This is a genomic window from Nocardia sp. 2TAF39, from assembly GCF_052114905.1.
In the GTDB taxonomy this organism is placed as follows: Bacteria; Actinomycetota; Actinomycetes; order Mycobacteriales; family Mycobacteriaceae; genus Nocardia.
Map to the genome: position 1 here is coordinate 62,465 of NZ_JBFRFQ010000033.1, position 16,721 is coordinate 79,185.

A 16,721-nucleotide genomic window follows, 5' to 3' on the forward strand; every position below is an offset into this window, starting at 1 on the left:
GGCTGTACCCCATGACGGTAGGAACGACCACCGAGCCGGATGTCCGCGCGGTGGTGCACGAGGCCGCGCGCAAGGCTCGGGTCGCGTCGCGGGCGCTGGCTCAGCTGACGACCGCGCAGAAGAACGACGCGCTACACGCCGCCGCCGACGCGTTGCTGGCCGCGGCCGAGCGGGTGCTCGCCGCCAACGCCGCCGACATCGCCGCGGCACAGGCGGCCGGTACCGAGGAGTCGCTGCTCGACCGGCTGCGGCTGACCGAGGCCCGCATCGACGGCATCGCCGCCGGGCTGCGCCAGGTGGCCGGGCTGCCCGATCCGGTTGGCGTGGTCGTCCGCGGCTCGACGTTGCCCAACGGCCTGGAGATCAAGCAGGTGCGGGTCCCGCTCGGCGTGGTCGGCATGGTGTACGAGGCCAGGCCGAACGTCACCGTCGACGCGTTCGGGCTCGCGCTCAAATCCGGCAACGCTGCCCTGCTGCGCGGCTCGTCCTCGGCGGCCCGCTCGAACGCCGCACTGGTTGCGGTGCTGAGGGAATCGCTTGTCGCACAGGGCCTTCCGGCCGACGCCGTGCAACTGCTGCCGAGCGAGGACCGCTCCAGCGTGACCCATCTGATCCAGGCGCGCGGCCTGGTCGACGTGGTCATTCCGCGCGGCGGTGCGGGCCTGATCAACGCGGTCGTCCGCGACGCGCAGGTGCCCACCATCGAGACCGGAACCGGCAACTGCCACGTCTACGTGCACGCCGCCGCCGACCTCGACATGGCCGAGCAGATCGTGATCAACGCCAAGACCCGCCGCCCCAGCGTGTGCAACGCGGCCGAGACCGTCCTCATCGACGCCGCGATCGCCGACACCGCCGTGCCCAGGCTGACCAAGGCGCTGGAGGAGCACGGGGTCACCATCCACGGCGACCTGCCCGGCCAGGTTCCGGCTACCGACGCCGACTGGGGCGAGGAGTACCTCACCCTCGACATCGCGCTCAAAGTGGTCGACGATCTGGACGCGGCCGTGGAGCACATCGATACCTGGGGCACCGGCCACAGCGAGGCCATCGTCACCGGCGAGCTGGCCGCCGCCCGCGAGTTCACCAGCCGCGTGGACGCCGCGGCCGTCATGGTGAACGCCTCCACCGCCTTCACCGACGGCGAGCAATTCGGCTTCGGAGCCGAGATCGGCATCTCCACCCAGAAGCTGCACGCCCGCGGCCCGATGGCCTTGCCGGAACTGACCTCCACCAAGTGGATCGTCTGGGGTGAAGGGCAGATTCGGCCCGTCTGAAGCGTGTCTCCCAATAGTTTGTTCGGTGGGGTGATGTGGGCCGTTGTTGTCGGTGGGTGGTGGGATGCTGTTGATGTGGTGCGGCACACGTCTTTCCGGTTCTGCTTGAACCCGACGGTCGAGCAGCGGACGGTGTTGTCGCGGCATGCTGGGGCGGCGCGGTTCGCGTTCAATCAGTGCCTGCATGCGGTGAAGTCGGCGTTGACCGTCCGCGAGGCCGATCTGACGGTGTCGGTGCCGTGGTCGGGGTTCGATCTGATCAACCATTTCAACCGGTGGAAGAAGTCCGAGGATGCCGGGCGGGTCTTCGCCGTCGATACCGAGGGTACCGCCACGGTGGTGGTGACCGGTTTGGTGTGGCGTGATCAGGTGTGTCAGCAGGTGTTCGAGGAAGCAGCCGTCGATTGTGGGCGGGCATTGGCGGGCTGGGCGGACTCGCGTTGCGGTACCCGCAAGGGCATGTATCTCAGGTCCGGGAGCCCGCAGCACGAGCCCCGGTCATCAACGCCCGCCGACGGGAAGGCACTGGCCCACACACTCGTGTGGGTGAAACCGGCCCGAATGACGCGGGAACCAACCCTCACGCTGTATCGGCGTGAGTGGAGGACGTCCGAGAAGGACGGTGTCTACCGACCCCTCACCGGTTGGGAAGACACGCTGTAGTCGCGGACAACGCACCGGAAGCCGAGATGGCAGGTCGCGGTGTCCTCGGTCTGACCTTGTCGGGCGGCTGGCCGGTAGCGAAGGCAGTAGTCGGCCGCGCACAGATACGAGCCGCCCTTGACGACGCGGCGTGGAAAGTGCTGCGCCGCCGCTGATTCGGGTGCGTCCACATACGGGTTGTACGGGGCGCAGCAGGCCGGCGTCGGGTGCCGAGGGCGGAAGTAGTCGACGGTCCACTCCCACACGTTGCCGGTCATGTCGAAGAGACGGTAACCATTGGGCGAGTAGGTGCCGACCGCCGTGGTGCCGGGTGTCCGCCTCTGTCCTCGGCCGGGATGGAATTGCCAGGGGAATGCGCCGACCCAGATATTGGCCATGCGCCGGCCGGTGGGTTCGAATTCGTCACCCCAGGCGTACACAGCCCCGTCCAATCCGCCGCGGGCCGCATACTCCCATTCGGCCTCCGTCGGCAGCTGTTTGCCCGCCCAGGCCGCGTACGCTGCGGCGTCCTCGTAGGCGACCTGTGTGACCGGGTGGCGGTCGAGTCCGTCGAGTGTGCTTCCGGGCCCATGCGGGTGGCGCCAGCTTGCCCCGGGGACATACCGCCACCAGCGGCGCCAATTGTCCAGCGACACCGGTCCCGCGGTGGGCCGGAATACCAGGCCACCGGGTATCAGGCTCTCCGGCTCCGCGTCCGGGTAATCCCCGGCCGCGGGGGTTCGTTCGGCGACCGTGACGTATCCGGTCTGTTTCACGAAGCGCCGGAATGCGGCGTTGGTCACCGGGTGCGGGTCGATCGAGAACGCATCGACCCGCACCCGGTGCACCGGCCGCTCTTCTGGGAAGAAATCGTCCGATCCCATCGCGAAGCCGCCGCCGGATATCCGGATCATGCCGCGGCGGACATCGGCGCGGGTTTCGGTAGCCACTGACGATCCTCTCAATCACGCGAAAAGGCCGCAGCCGCAGCCATTTCCAGGTCCTCGTATGGTTTCCCGCTCACATCCGCGACGACCTGATGCATGGTTCCCCCGGTGAACGGGAACGGTGGCCGGTACTGCGCGGAAACGGACTGGCCGCTGTCGCGGCCCACGCAGACTCCTTCTCCCACACCGGAGAACGTGATGGGCTGGGTCCGCATGTCATCGAGTGATCCGACCGGGTTCTCATCGATGTACAGCACGGCCGCACCGGTGGGCGTGAAGTTGTCCGGGCGGGTTCCGTGGCGTTCGTACCGGATCCCGAGGATGTGATCGCCGAGCGGTACCGGGCGATCGGAGACGATGGTCTGTTCTTCTTCGCCGAGGAAGTTGTAGATGTAGTACAGGTGCTCGTCCTGGACGAACAGGGTGTGCCCACCGAGTCGCCCACCGTGGGCGAACAGCACCCCCTGCGCATCCGAGCTGGTGATCGTCGCCTCGGCGAGCAGTGCGAACGACCGCCCCTGAATTTCCAGTGCCGCACCCGGTCCCACCTCCGCGCTGCCGGGATAGTAGACGAACCTGTCTCGCTTGGTGGCGTATGTCGGGCGGTAACGGGTCATGGCGGTGACGATGTCGAGGTCGTTGAGCGGCATCCCTTGGTACTTCTCGGCCTCGGAGAACCACAGCGCCTTCAGCACCTCCAGCTTCTCGGGATGAACGTCGGCCAGGTCGTGCATCTGGCTGCGGTCCTGCTCGAGATGGAACAGTTCCCAGCGGTCCTTGTCGAAATGACCCCAGCCGGACGGGCAAGCCGCGTGAATGGTGTTGGCGAACCACCCACGGTGCCAAATCCCGCGCGTGCCCAGCATCGAATAGAACTGCGTGTGCTTGCCGGTGTCCGCGTTCGTGTCCTCGAGCAGCGCCCGGAAACCGACTCCCTCCAATGGACGCTGTACCACACCTTTCACTATGTCCGGGGGTGTGATGCCGAGCAGTTCATAGACGGTGGGCGTGACATCGCAGACGTTGAGGTACTGGTGGCGCAGCTCACCGCGGGCTGTGATCCCGGCCGGCCACGACACCAGGCACGGGTCGGCGATACCGCCTTCGTGCGAGGCATACCGCTTGTACAGCTTGTACGGGGTGTTGAACGCCATCGCCCAGCCGATGCTGTAGTGGTTGTAGGTGCTCGGCGAACCGAGCTCGTCGAGCTTGGTCAAACTGTCATCGATCGTGTCGATGTAGCCGTTGAAGAACTTCATCTCGTTCGCGGTGCCGTTCGGACCTCCTTCGCCGCTGGCGCCGTTGTCCGAGAGCGCGACGATGATCGTGTTGTCCAGTTGGCCGCTTTCCTCGAGATAGTCCAGCAGTCGGCCGATCTGCGCGTCGGTGTAGGACAGGAATCCGGCGAACACCTCCGCCTGCCGACGGAACAGCCGCTTCTCGTCCTCCGACAGCGAATCCCACGGTCGTACCGTGTCCTGCACCGGCCACGGCTTGCCGTCCGCACTGGTGACATTCGAATACGGGTTCATGGGCGACAGCTCGGTGTTCTCCGGTAGCAGACCCATGCGCTTCTGGTTCTCCAGCACGATCTCGCGATACTTCTCATAGCCCATATCGAACCGGCCGCGGTATTTGTCGGCCCATTCCCGCGGCACGTGGTGCGGCGCATGCCCGCACCCCGGGCACAGGTACATGAACCACGGCTTTCCGGGGGCAATCACCTTCGCGTCCCGGATGAACTCGATCGACTTGTCGGCCAGATCCTTCGACAGGTGGTACCCGTCCTCCGGTGCGTACGGCTGCGAGATCGGGTGATTGTCGTACACCAGATTCGGATACCACTGGTCGGCCTCTCCACCCAGGAAACCGTAGAACCGCTCGAACCCACGCCCCAGCGGCCAATGCCGCTTCGACGCCGCGAGATTCTCCTCCTCCAGCGGCGTCATATGCCACTTACCAAGCGCATACGTGTTCCACCCCCGCTCGGCCAACACCTCAGGCAGCAACGCGGTTTCGGCCGGTATGCGTCCGCTCATACTCGGGAACCCATCGGTGAATTCCTCGATCGTCGCCATACCGACAGAGGTCGCATTCCGGCCGGTCAGCAACGCGGCACGGCTGGGTGAACACAGCGCGGTGGTGTGGAACTGCGTGAACCGCACACCACGATCAGCGATGCGCTTCATATTCGGCATCTCGACCAGACCGCCGTAGCAGTCCCAGGTACCGATCCCGATGTCATCCCACACCAGATACAGCACGTTCGGCGCACCTTGCGGTGCGGTCGGCTCCGCGAAAGGCCCCCAGTCGGGCGCCGAATCGCGGATATCGAGCGCGACGTGTCCCTCGAACTTCCTGGCCATCATCCACCTCCAGAAACGAGAGCTGTTCGTTCGCGGTTGATTCTGTGGGCCGGGCTCCGGACCTCATGCCGCGCACACGCGCACAACGCCGATCGACGCGGCCGCGGTGCCGGGACGGATGTGCACAACTCCGGCGATACCGCGGAGGGGGTTCGACTCTTCGAGTCGACGTACGTGGCCATGCCGTCTCCCGGACCTGGTGTCCGTTCGCTGGTCAACGCCTTTCGTATCCATCGAGAATACCGACCGGAAGGGATTCGCAGGAGGAGTTGGCGAAAAAGCGCCGTGACCGACCCGGGCATCCCACTGCCAACGCCACCGATCGCAGTTGGACTGTTGCGTCATCGCGTAGCCGATCGGTGTGCACACGGCGCGGGCCGAGTCGCTCACCCCTGTGGCAGGACCACGGACCCCGACGTCGAGTCGGCGTGCTCGCGGCGCTGCCGTAGCGTGGTGGGGGTTGGGAAGGAAGGTGGTGCGTGGTGTCGGAGAGTCGCGTGGTGTCGGAGAGTGCAGGTCAAGAACCGGTCTTCGGATCGGTGCAGGACGTGATCGACCGGTTGGCGGGCACAGGGTACCTGGCGGACAAGGCCACCGCTACCTCGGTGTTCCTCGCCGATCGGCTGGGCAAGCCGCTGCTGATCGAGGGTCCGGCGGGTGTCGGCAAGACCGAGTTGGCGCGCGCGGTCGCGCAGACTTCGGGCGCCGAGCTGGTCCGTCTGCAGTGCTACGAGGGCGTCGACGAGGCGCGCGCGCTGTACGAGTGGAACCACGCCAAGCAGATCCTCCGCATCCAAGCGTCCAGCGAAAACGATTGGGAGGAGACGAAGGCCGACGTCTTCACCGAGGAGTTCCTGCTCTCCCGGCCGCTGCTCACCGCGATCCGGCGCACCGATCCGACGGTGCTGCTGATCGACGAGACCGACAAGGCCGACGTCGAGATCGAAGGGCTGCTGCTCGAGGTGCTCAGCGACTTCGCGGTGACCGTCCCGGAACTGGGCACCATCACCGCCAGCCGCAAGCCGTTCGTCGTGCTCACCTCGAACGCCACCAGGGAGCTGTCCGAGGCGCTCAAGCGCCGCTGCCTCTACCTGCACCTGGACTTCCCGGACGAGGAGCTCGAGCGCCGCATCCTGGCCAGCCGGGTCCCTGAGCTGTCCGCCGCGGTCGCCGCGCAGCTGGTGCGGGTCGTGCACGTCCTGCGTGGCATGCAGTTGAAGAAGCTGCCCTCGGTCGCCGAATCGATCGACTGGGGACGCACGCTGCTCGCTCTCGGACTGAAGGACCTGGACGACACCACCGTCCGCGCCACCCTCGGTGTCGTGCTCAAACACCAGAGCGACCACCAGCGCGCGCTGGCCGAACTGAAGCTGGCCTGAGTCATGGCGGCGGGATCGGTCCCCGAGGATGTCGGGCCGCTGCGCGCGCCGCACGGACTGCCTGGGCATCTGGTCGGATTCGTGGAGGCGCTGCGTGCGCGCGGGATTCCGGTCGGCCCCTCGGAAACGGTGGACGCGGGTCGCGTGATGACCGTGCTCGACCTGATGGACCGCGACGTCCTGCGCGAGGGCCTGGCCTGCGCGCTGTTGCGGCGCACCACGCACCGCGCGACCTACGACGGGCTGTTCGACCTGTGGTTCCCGGTCGGGATCGGTGAACGCACCGCGGCGCCGGACGAGGTCGAGATTCCGCACACCCGCACGGGCGACGTGGACATTCCGGCGCTGCGCGAGCTGCTCGCGGAACTGCTGGGGGAGGAGACGGCCACTGCGCAGCTGGAGGCACTGGCCGCGCAGCTGGTCGAACAGCTCGGTCAGTACCAATCCGCCCGTGGCCCTTCGTTTTCGGCGTACCAGGCGCTGCGCGAGGTGCAGCCGCAGACGTTGCTGGCCAAGATCGTCGCCGGGCTGGTGGCCGGACCGAACACCAGCGACTTCGATACCGAGATCGCCCGCCGCGCGGTGCGGCAGCGCATCGCCCGCTTCCGCGCGACCGTGGAGGCCGAGACAAGGCGGCGGGTCGCCGAGCGGATCGGACGCGAGCGCGTCGCGACCTACGGCGTCGCCCGCCAAGCCGAGGAGGTCGACTTCCTGCGCGCCTCCGAGACCGAGCTGACCGAGCTCAAACGTGGCACGCAGCGTCTGGCGCGCATCCTCGCGGAACGTCTTGCGGTGCGGCGCAGGCACTCTCGCCGCGGCGAGATAGATCTGCGGCGCACCCTCCGCAAATCCATGTCGACCGGCGGAGTGCCGATCGACCTGGTGCACCGCAAGCCGCGTCCGGGCCGCCCGGAGCTGGTACTGCTCTGCGATGTGTCCGGCTCGGTGGCCGGCTTCAGCAACTTCACCTTGCTGCTGGTGAGCGCGTTGCGTGAACAGTTCTCCCGGGTGCGGATCTTCGCGTTCGTCGACCAGGTGGACGAGGTGACCCGGTTCTTCGATCCGCATACCCGGCTGGACACGGCGATGACCAAGATCTTCACCGAGGCGAGCGTGGTCGGTGTGGACGGGCACTCGGACTACGGCAACGCGCTGGCCGGATTCGCGAGGGACTATCCCGACGCCGTCACCAGCCGAAGTTCGCTGCTGATTCTCGGCGATGCCCGCACCAATTACCGAGACCCGGAACTGACGACGCTGCGGTCGCTGGTCGATGTCGCCAAGCACGCGCATTGGCTCAACCCGGAGCCGCGCAACCAGTGGGGGTCGGGCGATTCCGCCGCCGACAAGTACGGGCAGGTGATCGAGATGCACGAATGCCGCTCGGCGAAACAGCTGACCGCCGTAGTGTCCCGGCTGCTGCCGGTCTGAGCGGACCACCTTCTGGATAGCTGGGCTGGGGCGATGAAGTGCGCCGCAACCCGCCGAGGCGGTGGTGCGCAAGCTGCCGAAGTCCAAGCGCCCTACCCGCTGATCGAAAGGGTTCGTTAAGCGACGGGGAACAGCTTTTCGTTTCGGGTCGATCTGTGCGGAATCATCGATCTCTTGTCCCATCACCTGTATTCCGGTCCCAGGGTCTATCTGCGTGAGCTGCTGCAGAACGCTGTTGGCGCAGTCATCGCGCGTTCCCGATTGGATCCATTGGCGTCCAATTCGATTCGGTTGGCCGTAGACGAGACCGGCCTGCGGATCAGCGATCCTGGCGTGACCGAGGCCGACGTGCACCGCTTCTTGGCGACCATCGGCCGCTCGTCCAAGCGCGACGACATCGAGGGCGCGTGACGAGAGTTTCTCGGGCAGTTTGCCGAAGCCGCCAACCAACTCTGCGGTCGGCGCACGCTGGCGCGAAACCGGCTTATCCTCCTATGTTTTCGTTGCTGTTCGCACCGTTACGCGGCACGAGAAGCCGGTGTTACTACTCCTCTGGTCGTCGGCAGTCGATGCTGGTGGGGATGTCGATTCAATCCCTTTGTCCGTGGAGGTGTCGTCGTGACCGAGTCCATCATTCAGTTACCCACAGTCGGGGAGTCGATTTTCGAGACATATGATCGAATCAGCCGGCGCGGCCCGGTCGTTCCGATCGAACTACCCGGCGGAGTGCCGGCCTGGATCGCAGTCAGTTATCAATCGGTCAGCGAAGTCCTCGCCGGCGACGGCAAGCTGTTCAGCAAGAATGCCAAGAATTGCCCTTCCCTGCACGACGGCACAATCCCGGCCGACTGGCCCTTGCGTGCACTCACCGACCTCGACCACATGCTCAACAAGGACGGCGACGACCATCGGCGGCTGCGCAAGACGATCAGCCAGGCGTTCACCCCGGGTAGGGTGGCCGCGCTCGAGCCGCGGATTCGGAAAATTGCGGCCAGACTCATCGACGACCTTCCCGACGGCGACGAGATCGACATTGTTTCCAGCTTCACCACACCGTTTCCGGTGCGCGTAATCTGTGAACTGTTCGGTGTGCCGGAATCCGAGCAGCCGCAGATCCGACAATGGTCCACGACCGTCGTGTCGCACACGAGCACAGCCGAGCAAATGCAATCCGCGGTGCAGGGCATGATCGGTTACCTCGCCGAGCTGCTCGAACGTAAGCGAACCGAACCGGGCGATGACCTCGCCTCCGCGTTGTTGCAGGCCAATGCGGAGAACGATCTGTCCACCGACGAGCTGGTCAATATGCTCTGGTTGGTAATCGTCGCTGGGCATGAGACCACCGTCCACATGCTGGGCAATGCGGTTATAGCGCTGTGTGCCCATCCCGAACAACGAGCTATCGCCCTCGCAGCGGATCGATGGTCCGACGTCGTAGAGGAAACGCTGCGCTACCGCTCGTCCGTACTCGTTCCATTCGTCCGATACGCACAAGGGGATGTCACGGTCGCCGGAGTCCGGATCCCCGCAGGCAGCTTGGTCTTCTGGTACGGCGGTGTCGGAAGGGACCCGGAACACTATCCAAATGCAGACACGTTCGACATCGATCATGACCACAGAGACCAACTGGCATTCGGCCGAGGACCACACTTCTGCCTCGGCGCCCCGCTGGCACGGCTGGAAAGCCGAATAGCGCTCTCCGCACTGTTCACTCGGTACCCCCAGTTGAGCCTTGCCTGCGATCCGGAACATGTCCCATACGGTCCGCAGTTCCTCACTGTCGGACCACTGAGCGTTCCGGTTCGACTTGTTCCCGCCGTATAACTACGTGGGGGCCGGATCACGCGGTCCGAGGTCCGGCCCCTTCAACGGCGATGTTCGAACTCTGATCGAGCACCGATCTGCGGCATCTGCTGGTCGGCAAGTTCCGCCAGCCTCCGCTGCCGGAATTCGCCAGGAGTTTCGCCATATCGCGCTTTGAACGCCGCCGAAAACCAGTTCGGAGTGAAGCCGCTGCGGACAGCCACCTGTCGGATGGGCATGGTATTACGCGCAGGGTTCTGCAGCATGTCGCGAGCCGCGCGAAGTGTCTCGTCCTGACGCACATCTCGATATGTCGTTCCGGACTGCTGCAGAATGAACCGCAATTTCCGGGGCGACCATCCGAGGGCGAGCGCTACCGCAGGCAATCGAAGGTCCCCGACGCCGACATTCTCTCGCACATATCTTCGGATGGCCTCGACTGTCTCGGGAAGGTGAGCCTGCTGAGGGTTTCCATCGCCCATGGAAAGCATGCACAGCAGTTCGCTGATACGCTCACAGATTGCGTTGAATTCTCGGTCGGAAAGGTTCGACTTCTCGGCATGTACGCTGCGGATCATGTCCTTTGCGACGCGCCCGAGCCCTGAGTTCATATCGAGCACCAGCCGCAGCCTGTCGGATGGTTTCAGTCGATGGTCGATTTCCGCGCGCGGTACTTGGAAGCCATAGGCCACGGAAGTCGGTATGTGTAGCTGACATACCTCGTCGAATCCGGTCATCATAAGACTGCCGGGTACGGCCCGTACTATCTCGTCGCCATGCCGGATCGAGAACGCACCTCGCTCGGGAATAATTATCCAGTAGATTTCATCGCGCGGAACCTTGCGAACGTTTGATGCGGTACGGGAACCAATCCGGTCACCGCGCTGATCCCAGCGCAACAGGCTATAAGCTGCCGTTTCCTGGGCGAGCAGCTCCGAATACCATCGGTCCGGTTCGTGGTACTTGTTTTCCATCGGAATGAAGCTGTTGCTGACCTCGGTCCACGTTTTCGAATCATCCACGGTCAAGTCATAGTATTTCACGGCAGGTACCGCCTCGTCTCCAACAGTCCATGTGCAAATAGTGTGGGCTTGCCCGGTAGACGACACGGGCCGGCAGCTCGAGCGTCAAGTCCATGGCCGGACCGATGTCGAGAACGCAAATCACCACGGCGCGCTGCCAAGCAATCATCGGTGACGTTCAAGGTGTAGAACGCGGCGGTACCGGTGTGCTAGTGGGCGACGGACGCGATCATACAGTCTCCAGGAACCCATCAACAGGTGACGCACGCGCTCGGCGAGCACGTGCCAGGTCAGTGTCGATGGTTGACGCACGGTACATCACGATAATCGGTAGCTCTGCCCCGCAACAGAACACGACGGCACGAAAACATAACGCCGAGCGGCGATGTCGATGATGGAGTCGCCGAGTCGGCCGGCGGCCAGGCGACCAACTGTGAGACGACGTCCACGCCACCAACCAGCAGGCCTACCGGATCACCAGCGCTCGAGTCCATCGAACGGTTGGTCCGAACCGGATGTGCTGGTCGCGGCGCGCGTTCCACCGCGCCGAGCAGCACGGCGAGGCGGTCGCGTTGTTGGACGAGGCGTTCGCGGGTGCGGAAATTCCCTACCCGCCCGCCGAATTGGCGGTGCTGCGGGCGCAGTCCGACCGCTCCCTGACCGCGCTGAACCGGCACCGCGAGGCGGCGCACCACTTCATGGAGGGGGCTCGCCTCGTCGACCAGGACCCGGATCGCACGCTGACCTCGCGTGGTCGGCCGCCACGGCTCTGGAGTGCTGCGGGCAGGACGACGAGGCGGTAGCCGCAGCGGTGATGGAGGCATTCGGTCCACGCGTTCCCGCTTCTGGGGAGACTGGCAACGAGGGAGGCATGCAGACTAGCGGTCGTGCACTGATATCGTCGGTAAGAAGGGCCCTGATGTCGTATAGCCTCTCTGTGGAGAATTTCTCGCACAACGAGCTCGGCTACATTCCGGATCCGTTTCCCTTCTATGCGAAGATGCGTTCCACGCAGCCGGCGTATTTCTCGGAAAGAATTTTCGGAGGCACCTGGCTTTTCTTTTCCTACGCGGATTGTCGGGCGTTCATGCTGGATGAGCGATTGTCCAACTCGCGGGCGGCCGTACCCTTGCGGTTCCTGCCGCCCGATCAGCAATCCGGCTTCGGCGATATGCTCAGCGTGTTCGAACGTTGGTTGGCCTTTCACGACGGTGCCGGCCACACCCGGTTGCGGCGGCACGCCAACCGCAGTTACGCCCCGTTTCGCGACGAGCGAGTCGAGCCTTTGGTCCAGCGTGTGGTCGATAACTTGCTGGACGGCATCGACCGGGATGAATTCGATGTGATGTCGGATTTCTCCTTTCCGCTGTCGGCCATCGTTATCGCAGACCTCCTGGGTGTGCCGAGCGAGGCGCATGCCGATCTCACACGGTGGACCGACGATATCGCCCATTTGTTCGGATCCACTCAGGTATCCACCGAACATGTCCATCGAACGCAGCACAGCACTCGGGAGCTGGTGCGGTTCCTGTCCGCGCCGGAGTCCGTGAGACGGTCCCAACAACGCGGCGGCTTGATGCACCAGATGCGCCATACCGAAAGCCACGGTTACCGGTTCGATGAGGAAGACGTCATTGCCCAGTCCGCCTTGTTGCTGTTCGCAGGCACCGCCTCGATCCGATATCTCATCGGAAACAGTGTGCACGCGCTCGACCAATGCCCACCGCACGAGCGGCAGTTGCTGCTCGAGGAGAACACTGCGGCCACGGCGGTCGAGGAACTGCTGCGGTTCTGCAACCCGGTCCAGTTCATCGGTCGTGTCGCAGGCGCTGACTTCACCTACCTCTGTCGCAATGGTGTGGAAGTTCGTATTCGAGAGGGGCAGCCATTGTTGCTGTACATCGGATCGGCCAATCGGGATGCCGGGAAATTCCCACGGGCGGACGAGCTCGTCCTCACCCGGCCGAGCCCGAACGAACACCTGACCTTCGGAGCCGGCCGACACCTGTGTTTCGGCGATCCACTGGTGCGCTCCACGACCCGAATAGGGTTGGCATCGCTCTATCGCCGAATGCCCCACCTGCGGGTGTGCCGACAAGATCTCGACTGGAACAACAACCTCGGATTTCATGGCTTCCAGTCATTGCGCGTCACCGCGCGGGCGTGACCGGGACGACACGACATTTACGGACGAGAGAGCTGTGCATGGTTACCGATCTCCTGGAGAACTTCGTCGATGGCAAATTCGTGACGTCGAAGGACGCTGTCTACCAGGATGTGATCGACCCGTGCACCGCGGAGGCGTACCTGCAGGCGCCGATCTGCGGGGCGGCCGATGTCGACGTGGCGGTACGGGCCGCGACGGCCGGCTTCGAGAGGTGGCGGTCGACAACTCCCGCCGAACGGCAGCTGGCGCTGCTTCGTATTGCCGACGAGTTGGAGCGGCGTGCGGACGAGTTCACCGAGGCGGAGGTCCGCAACACCGGGAACCGGGCGGCGTCCGATGTGATCCTTGTCGTCGACCAGCTGCGCTTCTTCGCCGGTGCGACGCGGATACTCGAGGGCAAGTCCGCCGCCGAGTACGTGCCGGACCACACCTCGTACGTGCGGCGTGAGCCAGTGGGCGTTTGCGCGCAGCTGGCTCCCTGGAACTATCCGTTGATGATGGCGGTCCTCAAGGCAGCCCCCGCGATCGCCGCAGGCAACACCGTGGTGCTCAAGCCCGCGGAGACGACACCGACCACCGCGCTCATGTTCGCCGACCTCGCGGCCGAGTACGTACCCGCTGGCGTGTTGAACGTCATTTGCGGCGGGGACGACACCGGGCGCCACATGGTGGCACATCCGACTCCGGGCCTCGTGTCCTTGACCGGATCCGTCGAGACGGGGATCGAGGTCGCCAGAACATCGGCGCCGCACCTCAAACGGTTGCATTTCGAGCTCGGTGGCAAGACACCTGTGATCGTGTTTCCGGACGCCGACATCACGGCTGTCACGGCGACCGTGATCGAGGCCGGATTCGGCAACGCCGGGCAGGATTGCACGGCAGCTACGCGCGTCCTCGCCCACCACACGATCTATGACGAACTGGTGGACGCGCTGGTCGCCGCCGCCCGGTCGTGCCGGACCGGACCACCGTCGGATCCGGCGGCGCTGTACGGACCACTGAACAACGCCCGCCAACTCCAGCGGGTATCCGGTTTCCTCGAGCGGCTCCCTTCGCACGCCCGCGTGCTGACCGGAGGTGTGGCCGCCGGTGACATCGGCTACTTCTTCCAGCCGACGGTTGTCGCCGACGTGCGCCAAGACGACGAGATCACACAGCGCGAGGTTTTCGGACCGGTGATCACGGTCCAGCGATTCGACACCGAAGACGACGCGGTCCTGGCGGCCAATGGAGTCGACTATGGGCTGGCCGCCGGTGTGTGGACGCGCGACGACGCGCGGGCGATGCGGCTCTGCCAGCGGCTCGATTACGGCACCGTGCGGGTCAATACGCACTTCGCCTATCCGTCCGAAATGCCCCATGGCGGGTTCAAACATTCCGGGTTCGGTAAGGACCTGTCGACGTACTCCTTGGAGGACTACTCCCGAATCAAGCACGTGGTACACCACATCGGATCCCCCACGCCGTGAACTGAGCACATGAGGAACTCGCGCATGGAAGCGATCGAACAGGCGACCTCCGGTTGGCGCGCCGCGCTCGGTGCCGCGGCGGTCTCCACCGACCCGCGCGAGCTCGCGCACTACGGGATGAATATGTCGGAGTTCGCGGCGCGCGACCTGCATGCTGTGCTGCGGCCCGCCTCGCTCGACGAGGTGCGCGGCGTCATCGACGTCGCACGCGCCACCGGTGTTCGGGTGCACCCGGTGAGCACCGGACGCAACTGGGGATTCGGCTCGGCGCTGCCGAGTGTCGGTCCGGTTGCCCTGGTCGACCTGGCAGGCATGAACCGGATCGTGGAAGTAGATACCCGCTTCCGGTATGCCGTGATAGAACCAGGTGTGACCCAGGGGCAGTTGTCCAGGCACCTTGCCGAGCACGGAACTCGGCTCAAGCTGAACGTGACGGGCGCGGGTGCCGGCACCAGCATTGTCGGGAACGTGCTGGAACGAGGCTGCGGCAACCTCGGCGCTCGGGTGGACGACTTGCTGGGCGTCGAAGCGGTGCTCGGGAACGGCGGAGTCGTGCGGACCGGCCTGTGGCATCTACCCGACCATGGAACCGCGGTTCACCATTACCCGCCCGGCCTCGGCCCAGACCTGCGTGGGTTGTTCGTGCAGTCCGGCTTCGGCATCGTCACCAAGATCGTGCTGCGCCTGCATCCGGTCGCACCGCTGACGGTTCTGACATTCGAAGTGGCCGAGAGCCGCCTTGCCGAGGTAGTCGATGCACTGTGGCTCGCCAAGGACGAAGGTGTCATCACCGGACACCTGCGGATCACTGACGGCACCGACCCGATCATCCGGTACTTCGGCAATACCGATCCGTCCGTCTGGAAGGCGCAGGTCGTGCTCAACGGAATCCGCGCCATGCGTGCCGAGGCAGTGCGTGAACTCCGGCGGCGACTCGGCGGTTCGGCGGACCACTTCGCGGCGGCCGACACCGAAGGTGACCAAACCCAGCCGGAGAATACGCAGGACCAGTTACTGGCGCAGGCGCGGCTGGGGCTCGTGAATGGCACGCCCTCCGACCGCCTGCTGATCGGGTTCGCCGACATGGCGGGCAAGTCGCTGCCGCCGGACGCGGTGGATCTCGATCACGACCGTGACCTGCCGGGCATGTTGTGCGCGAATGTGACGCTGCCGTTCGCCGGGAACCAGGTAACCGCATGCTCCTCGATCGTGCGCGCGGCGGCCGAGGAAGCGAGGATGCCGACCTCGCAGCTGTACGAAAGGGCGGGCGCCACAGCGCTGTTCGGCTTGTTCCCGTTCTATTTCGACCGGAACGACGCGGGTGCGGTGGCCGCGGCGCACGCCTACAAGGATCTGTTACTGCGCCGACTCGAAGCCGGGGGAATCTATCCGGTGCGGATGGACGTGGACTCGATCGACCGCTTCATCGAGCGCACGGACGACGATTTCTGGCGCTGTGTCGCCGCCGTCAAACGAGTCCTCGATCCGCAAGACATCCTGTCCGGCCGATACACCCCGACCACACGATCTTGAAGTCGCCCCGGATCTTTCGAGCGATCGGGTCCGAAGGCCAAACCGCTGGCAACCATCAACGAACTGCGATGAGTTGCAGTAGCGTTCGAGAATGGGACAGGTGGGAGAAAATCTCCACGCCAAGGGGGCGCGGGATGCGCGGGAAGCCACACACCGCGCCAAGACCAGCCACTACCAGCACCGAACAAGGCAAATGCCATGACCTGGGTCATCATCAAGCGATGGACGACTACGAGACCGGCCGCTTTGCCGACATCACACCCGCCGACGTCGATGCCGTTTCTTCCCGCACCCACACGGTGCAGATCGTGCATCGGATGCTTCACGACCTGCGCGCCCACCCCGACGAATGGGAAAACCACACCCTGGACCGCTTCCTGGAAGCCTTAGCTGCATGCCTGGCCGACAACGAACGCTACAACACGGCCCAGCCAACCTGGACCCTGCTCACCCGCGCACTCGTCACCGCAACCGGCTACGAATAGGCCACCCCCAGCGCCGAACCGCGGAACCGAGATCACGAACCCTACTGGAGTACTAGTGTGTCGGTCCCGAAATTGCAGCTCTAATTATCTATGGTGTTGGGGTGGCGGGTTTCGGGCGTAGTGATGTCGAGTTCGTACTGGCCGGTGACGAGCGGGACCAGCTTGTCGCATGGTCGCGGGCGGAGTCGTCGCGGTTGGCG

13 protein-coding genes and 1 pseudogene are annotated in these 16,721 nt (G+C 64.9%); 11 read left to right on the forward strand and 3 right to left on the reverse strand.

Annotated features, from left to right (window positions below; genetic code table 11):
- Window positions 1–11 precede the first annotated feature (11 nt).
- Together AB4Z47_RS20300 and AB4Z47_RS20305 are read left to right on the forward strand one after the other, a co-directional pair.
- Window positions 12–1,277, forward strand: a complete 1,266-nt coding sequence (locus AB4Z47_RS20300) for a glutamate-5-semialdehyde dehydrogenase (protein WP_441952878.1) — start codon at window positions 12–14, stop codon at window positions 1,275–1,277.
- A 3-nt stretch (window positions 1,278–1,280) separates the two neighbouring features.
- The gene (locus AB4Z47_RS20305; protein ID WP_441952879.1) at window positions 1,281–1,940 is read left to right on the forward strand and encodes a helix-turn-helix domain-containing protein; all 660 of its coding nucleotides are present in this window, start codon (window positions 1,281–1,283) and stop codon (window positions 1,938–1,940) included.
- Here the strand turns inward: AB4Z47_RS20305 and AB4Z47_RS20310 are convergent.
- Both AB4Z47_RS20310 and AB4Z47_RS20315 read right to left on the reverse strand, forming a co-directional pair.
- Window positions 1,904–2,833 (reverse strand): formylglycine-generating enzyme family protein, encoded by a 930-nt coding sequence (locus AB4Z47_RS20310; protein WP_441952889.1) that lies wholly within the window; start codon window positions 2,831–2,833, stop codon window positions 1,904–1,906. The genes AB4Z47_RS20305 and AB4Z47_RS20310 overlap by 37 nt on opposite strands.
- Window positions 2,834–2,880: 47 nt before the next feature.
- Window positions 2,881–5,232: an arylsulfatase gene (locus AB4Z47_RS20315; RefSeq protein ID WP_441952880.1), complete on the reverse strand. Its 2,352-nt coding sequence runs from the start codon at window positions 5,230–5,232 to the stop codon at window positions 2,881–2,883.
- Between the two features lie 497 nt (window positions 5,233–5,729).
- On the opposite strand from AB4Z47_RS20315, the gene AB4Z47_RS20320 reads away from it, so the two are divergent.
- The 4 genes and pseudogenes from AB4Z47_RS20320 (at window position 5,730) to AB4Z47_RS20335 (ending at window position 9,866) form a co-directional block, all read left to right on the forward strand.
- Complete coding sequence (locus tag AB4Z47_RS20320) at window positions 5,730–6,611, forward strand: AAA family ATPase (protein WP_441952890.1); 882 nt, start codon at window positions 5,730–5,732, stop codon at window positions 6,609–6,611.
- A gap of 3 nt (window positions 6,612–6,614) precedes the next feature.
- Entirely contained in the window at window positions 6,615–8,042 is a 1,428-nt protein-coding gene (locus tag AB4Z47_RS20325; protein WP_441952881.1) for a vWA domain-containing protein, read from the forward strand.
- A 153-nt stretch (window positions 8,043–8,195) separates the two neighbouring features.
- A pseudogene (locus AB4Z47_RS20330) lies at window positions 8,196–8,450 on the forward strand (HSP90 family protein); the annotation flags it as partial.
- A gap of 210 nt (window positions 8,451–8,660) precedes the next feature.
- The gene (locus AB4Z47_RS20335; RefSeq protein ID WP_441952882.1) at window positions 8,661–9,866 is read left to right on the forward strand and encodes a cytochrome P450 family protein; all 1,206 of its coding nucleotides are present in this window, start codon (window positions 8,661–8,663) and stop codon (window positions 9,864–9,866) included.
- Between the two features lie 41 nt (window positions 9,867–9,907).
- Here the strand turns inward: AB4Z47_RS20335 and AB4Z47_RS20340 are convergent, their stop codons facing one another.
- Complete coding sequence (locus AB4Z47_RS20340; protein WP_441952883.1) at window positions 9,908–10,867, reverse strand: AraC family transcriptional regulator; 960 nt, start codon at window positions 10,865–10,867, stop codon at window positions 9,908–9,910.
- 515 nt (window positions 10,868–11,382) lie between these two features.
- Between AB4Z47_RS20340 and AB4Z47_RS20345 the strand changes: the two genes are divergently transcribed.
- The 5 genes from AB4Z47_RS20345 (at window position 11,383) to AB4Z47_RS20365 (ending at window position 16,521) form a co-directional block, all read left to right on the forward strand.
- Window positions 11,383–11,670, forward strand: coding sequence for a hypothetical protein (locus AB4Z47_RS20345; protein WP_441952884.1), 288 nt, complete (start codon window positions 11,383–11,385; stop codon window positions 11,668–11,670).
- Window positions 11,671–11,681: 11 nt separating this feature from the next.
- Window positions 11,682–13,034, forward strand: a complete 1,353-nt coding sequence (locus AB4Z47_RS20350) for a cytochrome P450 (RefSeq protein WP_441952891.1) — start codon at window positions 11,682–11,684, stop codon at window positions 13,032–13,034.
- A gap of 38 nt (window positions 13,035–13,072) precedes the next feature.
- Window positions 13,073–14,503 carry an aminobutyraldehyde dehydrogenase gene (locus tag AB4Z47_RS20355; protein ID WP_441952885.1) on the forward strand — a complete coding sequence of 477 codons (1,431 nt, stop codon included), beginning with the start codon at window positions 13,073–13,075 and terminating at the stop codon, window positions 14,501–14,503.
- 24 nt (window positions 14,504–14,527) lie between these two features.
- Complete coding sequence (locus tag AB4Z47_RS20360; protein ID WP_441952886.1) at window positions 14,528–16,036, forward strand: FAD-binding oxidoreductase; 1,509 nt, start codon at window positions 14,528–14,530, stop codon at window positions 16,034–16,036.
- A gap of 221 nt (window positions 16,037–16,257) precedes the next feature.
- Window positions 16,258–16,521 carry a DUF7660 family protein gene (locus AB4Z47_RS20365; RefSeq protein ID WP_441952887.1) on the forward strand — a complete coding sequence of 88 codons (264 nt, stop codon included), beginning with the start codon at window positions 16,258–16,260 and terminating at the stop codon, window positions 16,519–16,521.
- The last annotated feature ends 200 nt before the right edge of the window (window positions 16,522–16,721 follow it).

Coding starts and splice junctions, on each gene's coding strand:
- AB4Z47_RS20310 (WP_441952889.1), bottom strand. CDS start 2,833: ATGATCCGGATATCCGGCGGCGGCTTCGCGATGGGATCGGACGATTTC.
- AB4Z47_RS20350 (WP_441952891.1), top strand. CDS start 11,682: ATGGAGGCATTCGGTCCACGCGTTCCCGCTTCTGGGGAGACTGGCAAC.
- AB4Z47_RS20325 (WP_441952881.1), top strand. CDS start 6,615: ATGGCGGCGGGATCGGTCCCCGAGGATGTCGGGCCGCTGCGCGCGCCG.
- AB4Z47_RS20365 (WP_441952887.1), top strand. CDS start 16,258: ATGGACGACTACGAGACCGGCCGCTTTGCCGACATCACACCCGCCGAC.
- AB4Z47_RS20360 (WP_441952886.1), top strand. CDS start 14,528: ATGGAAGCGATCGAACAGGCGACCTCCGGTTGGCGCGCCGCGCTCGGT.
- AB4Z47_RS20355 (WP_441952885.1), top strand. CDS start 13,073: ATGGTTACCGATCTCCTGGAGAACTTCGTCGATGGCAAATTCGTGACG.
- AB4Z47_RS20300 (WP_441952878.1), top strand. CDS start 12: ATGACGGTAGGAACGACCACCGAGCCGGATGTCCGCGCGGTGGTGCAC.
- AB4Z47_RS20315 (WP_441952880.1), bottom strand. CDS start 5,232: ATGGCCAGGAAGTTCGAGGGACACGTCGCGCTCGATATCCGCGATTCG.
- AB4Z47_RS20345 (WP_441952884.1), top strand. CDS start 11,383: ATGTGCTGGTCGCGGCGCGCGTTCCACCGCGCCGAGCAGCACGGCGAG.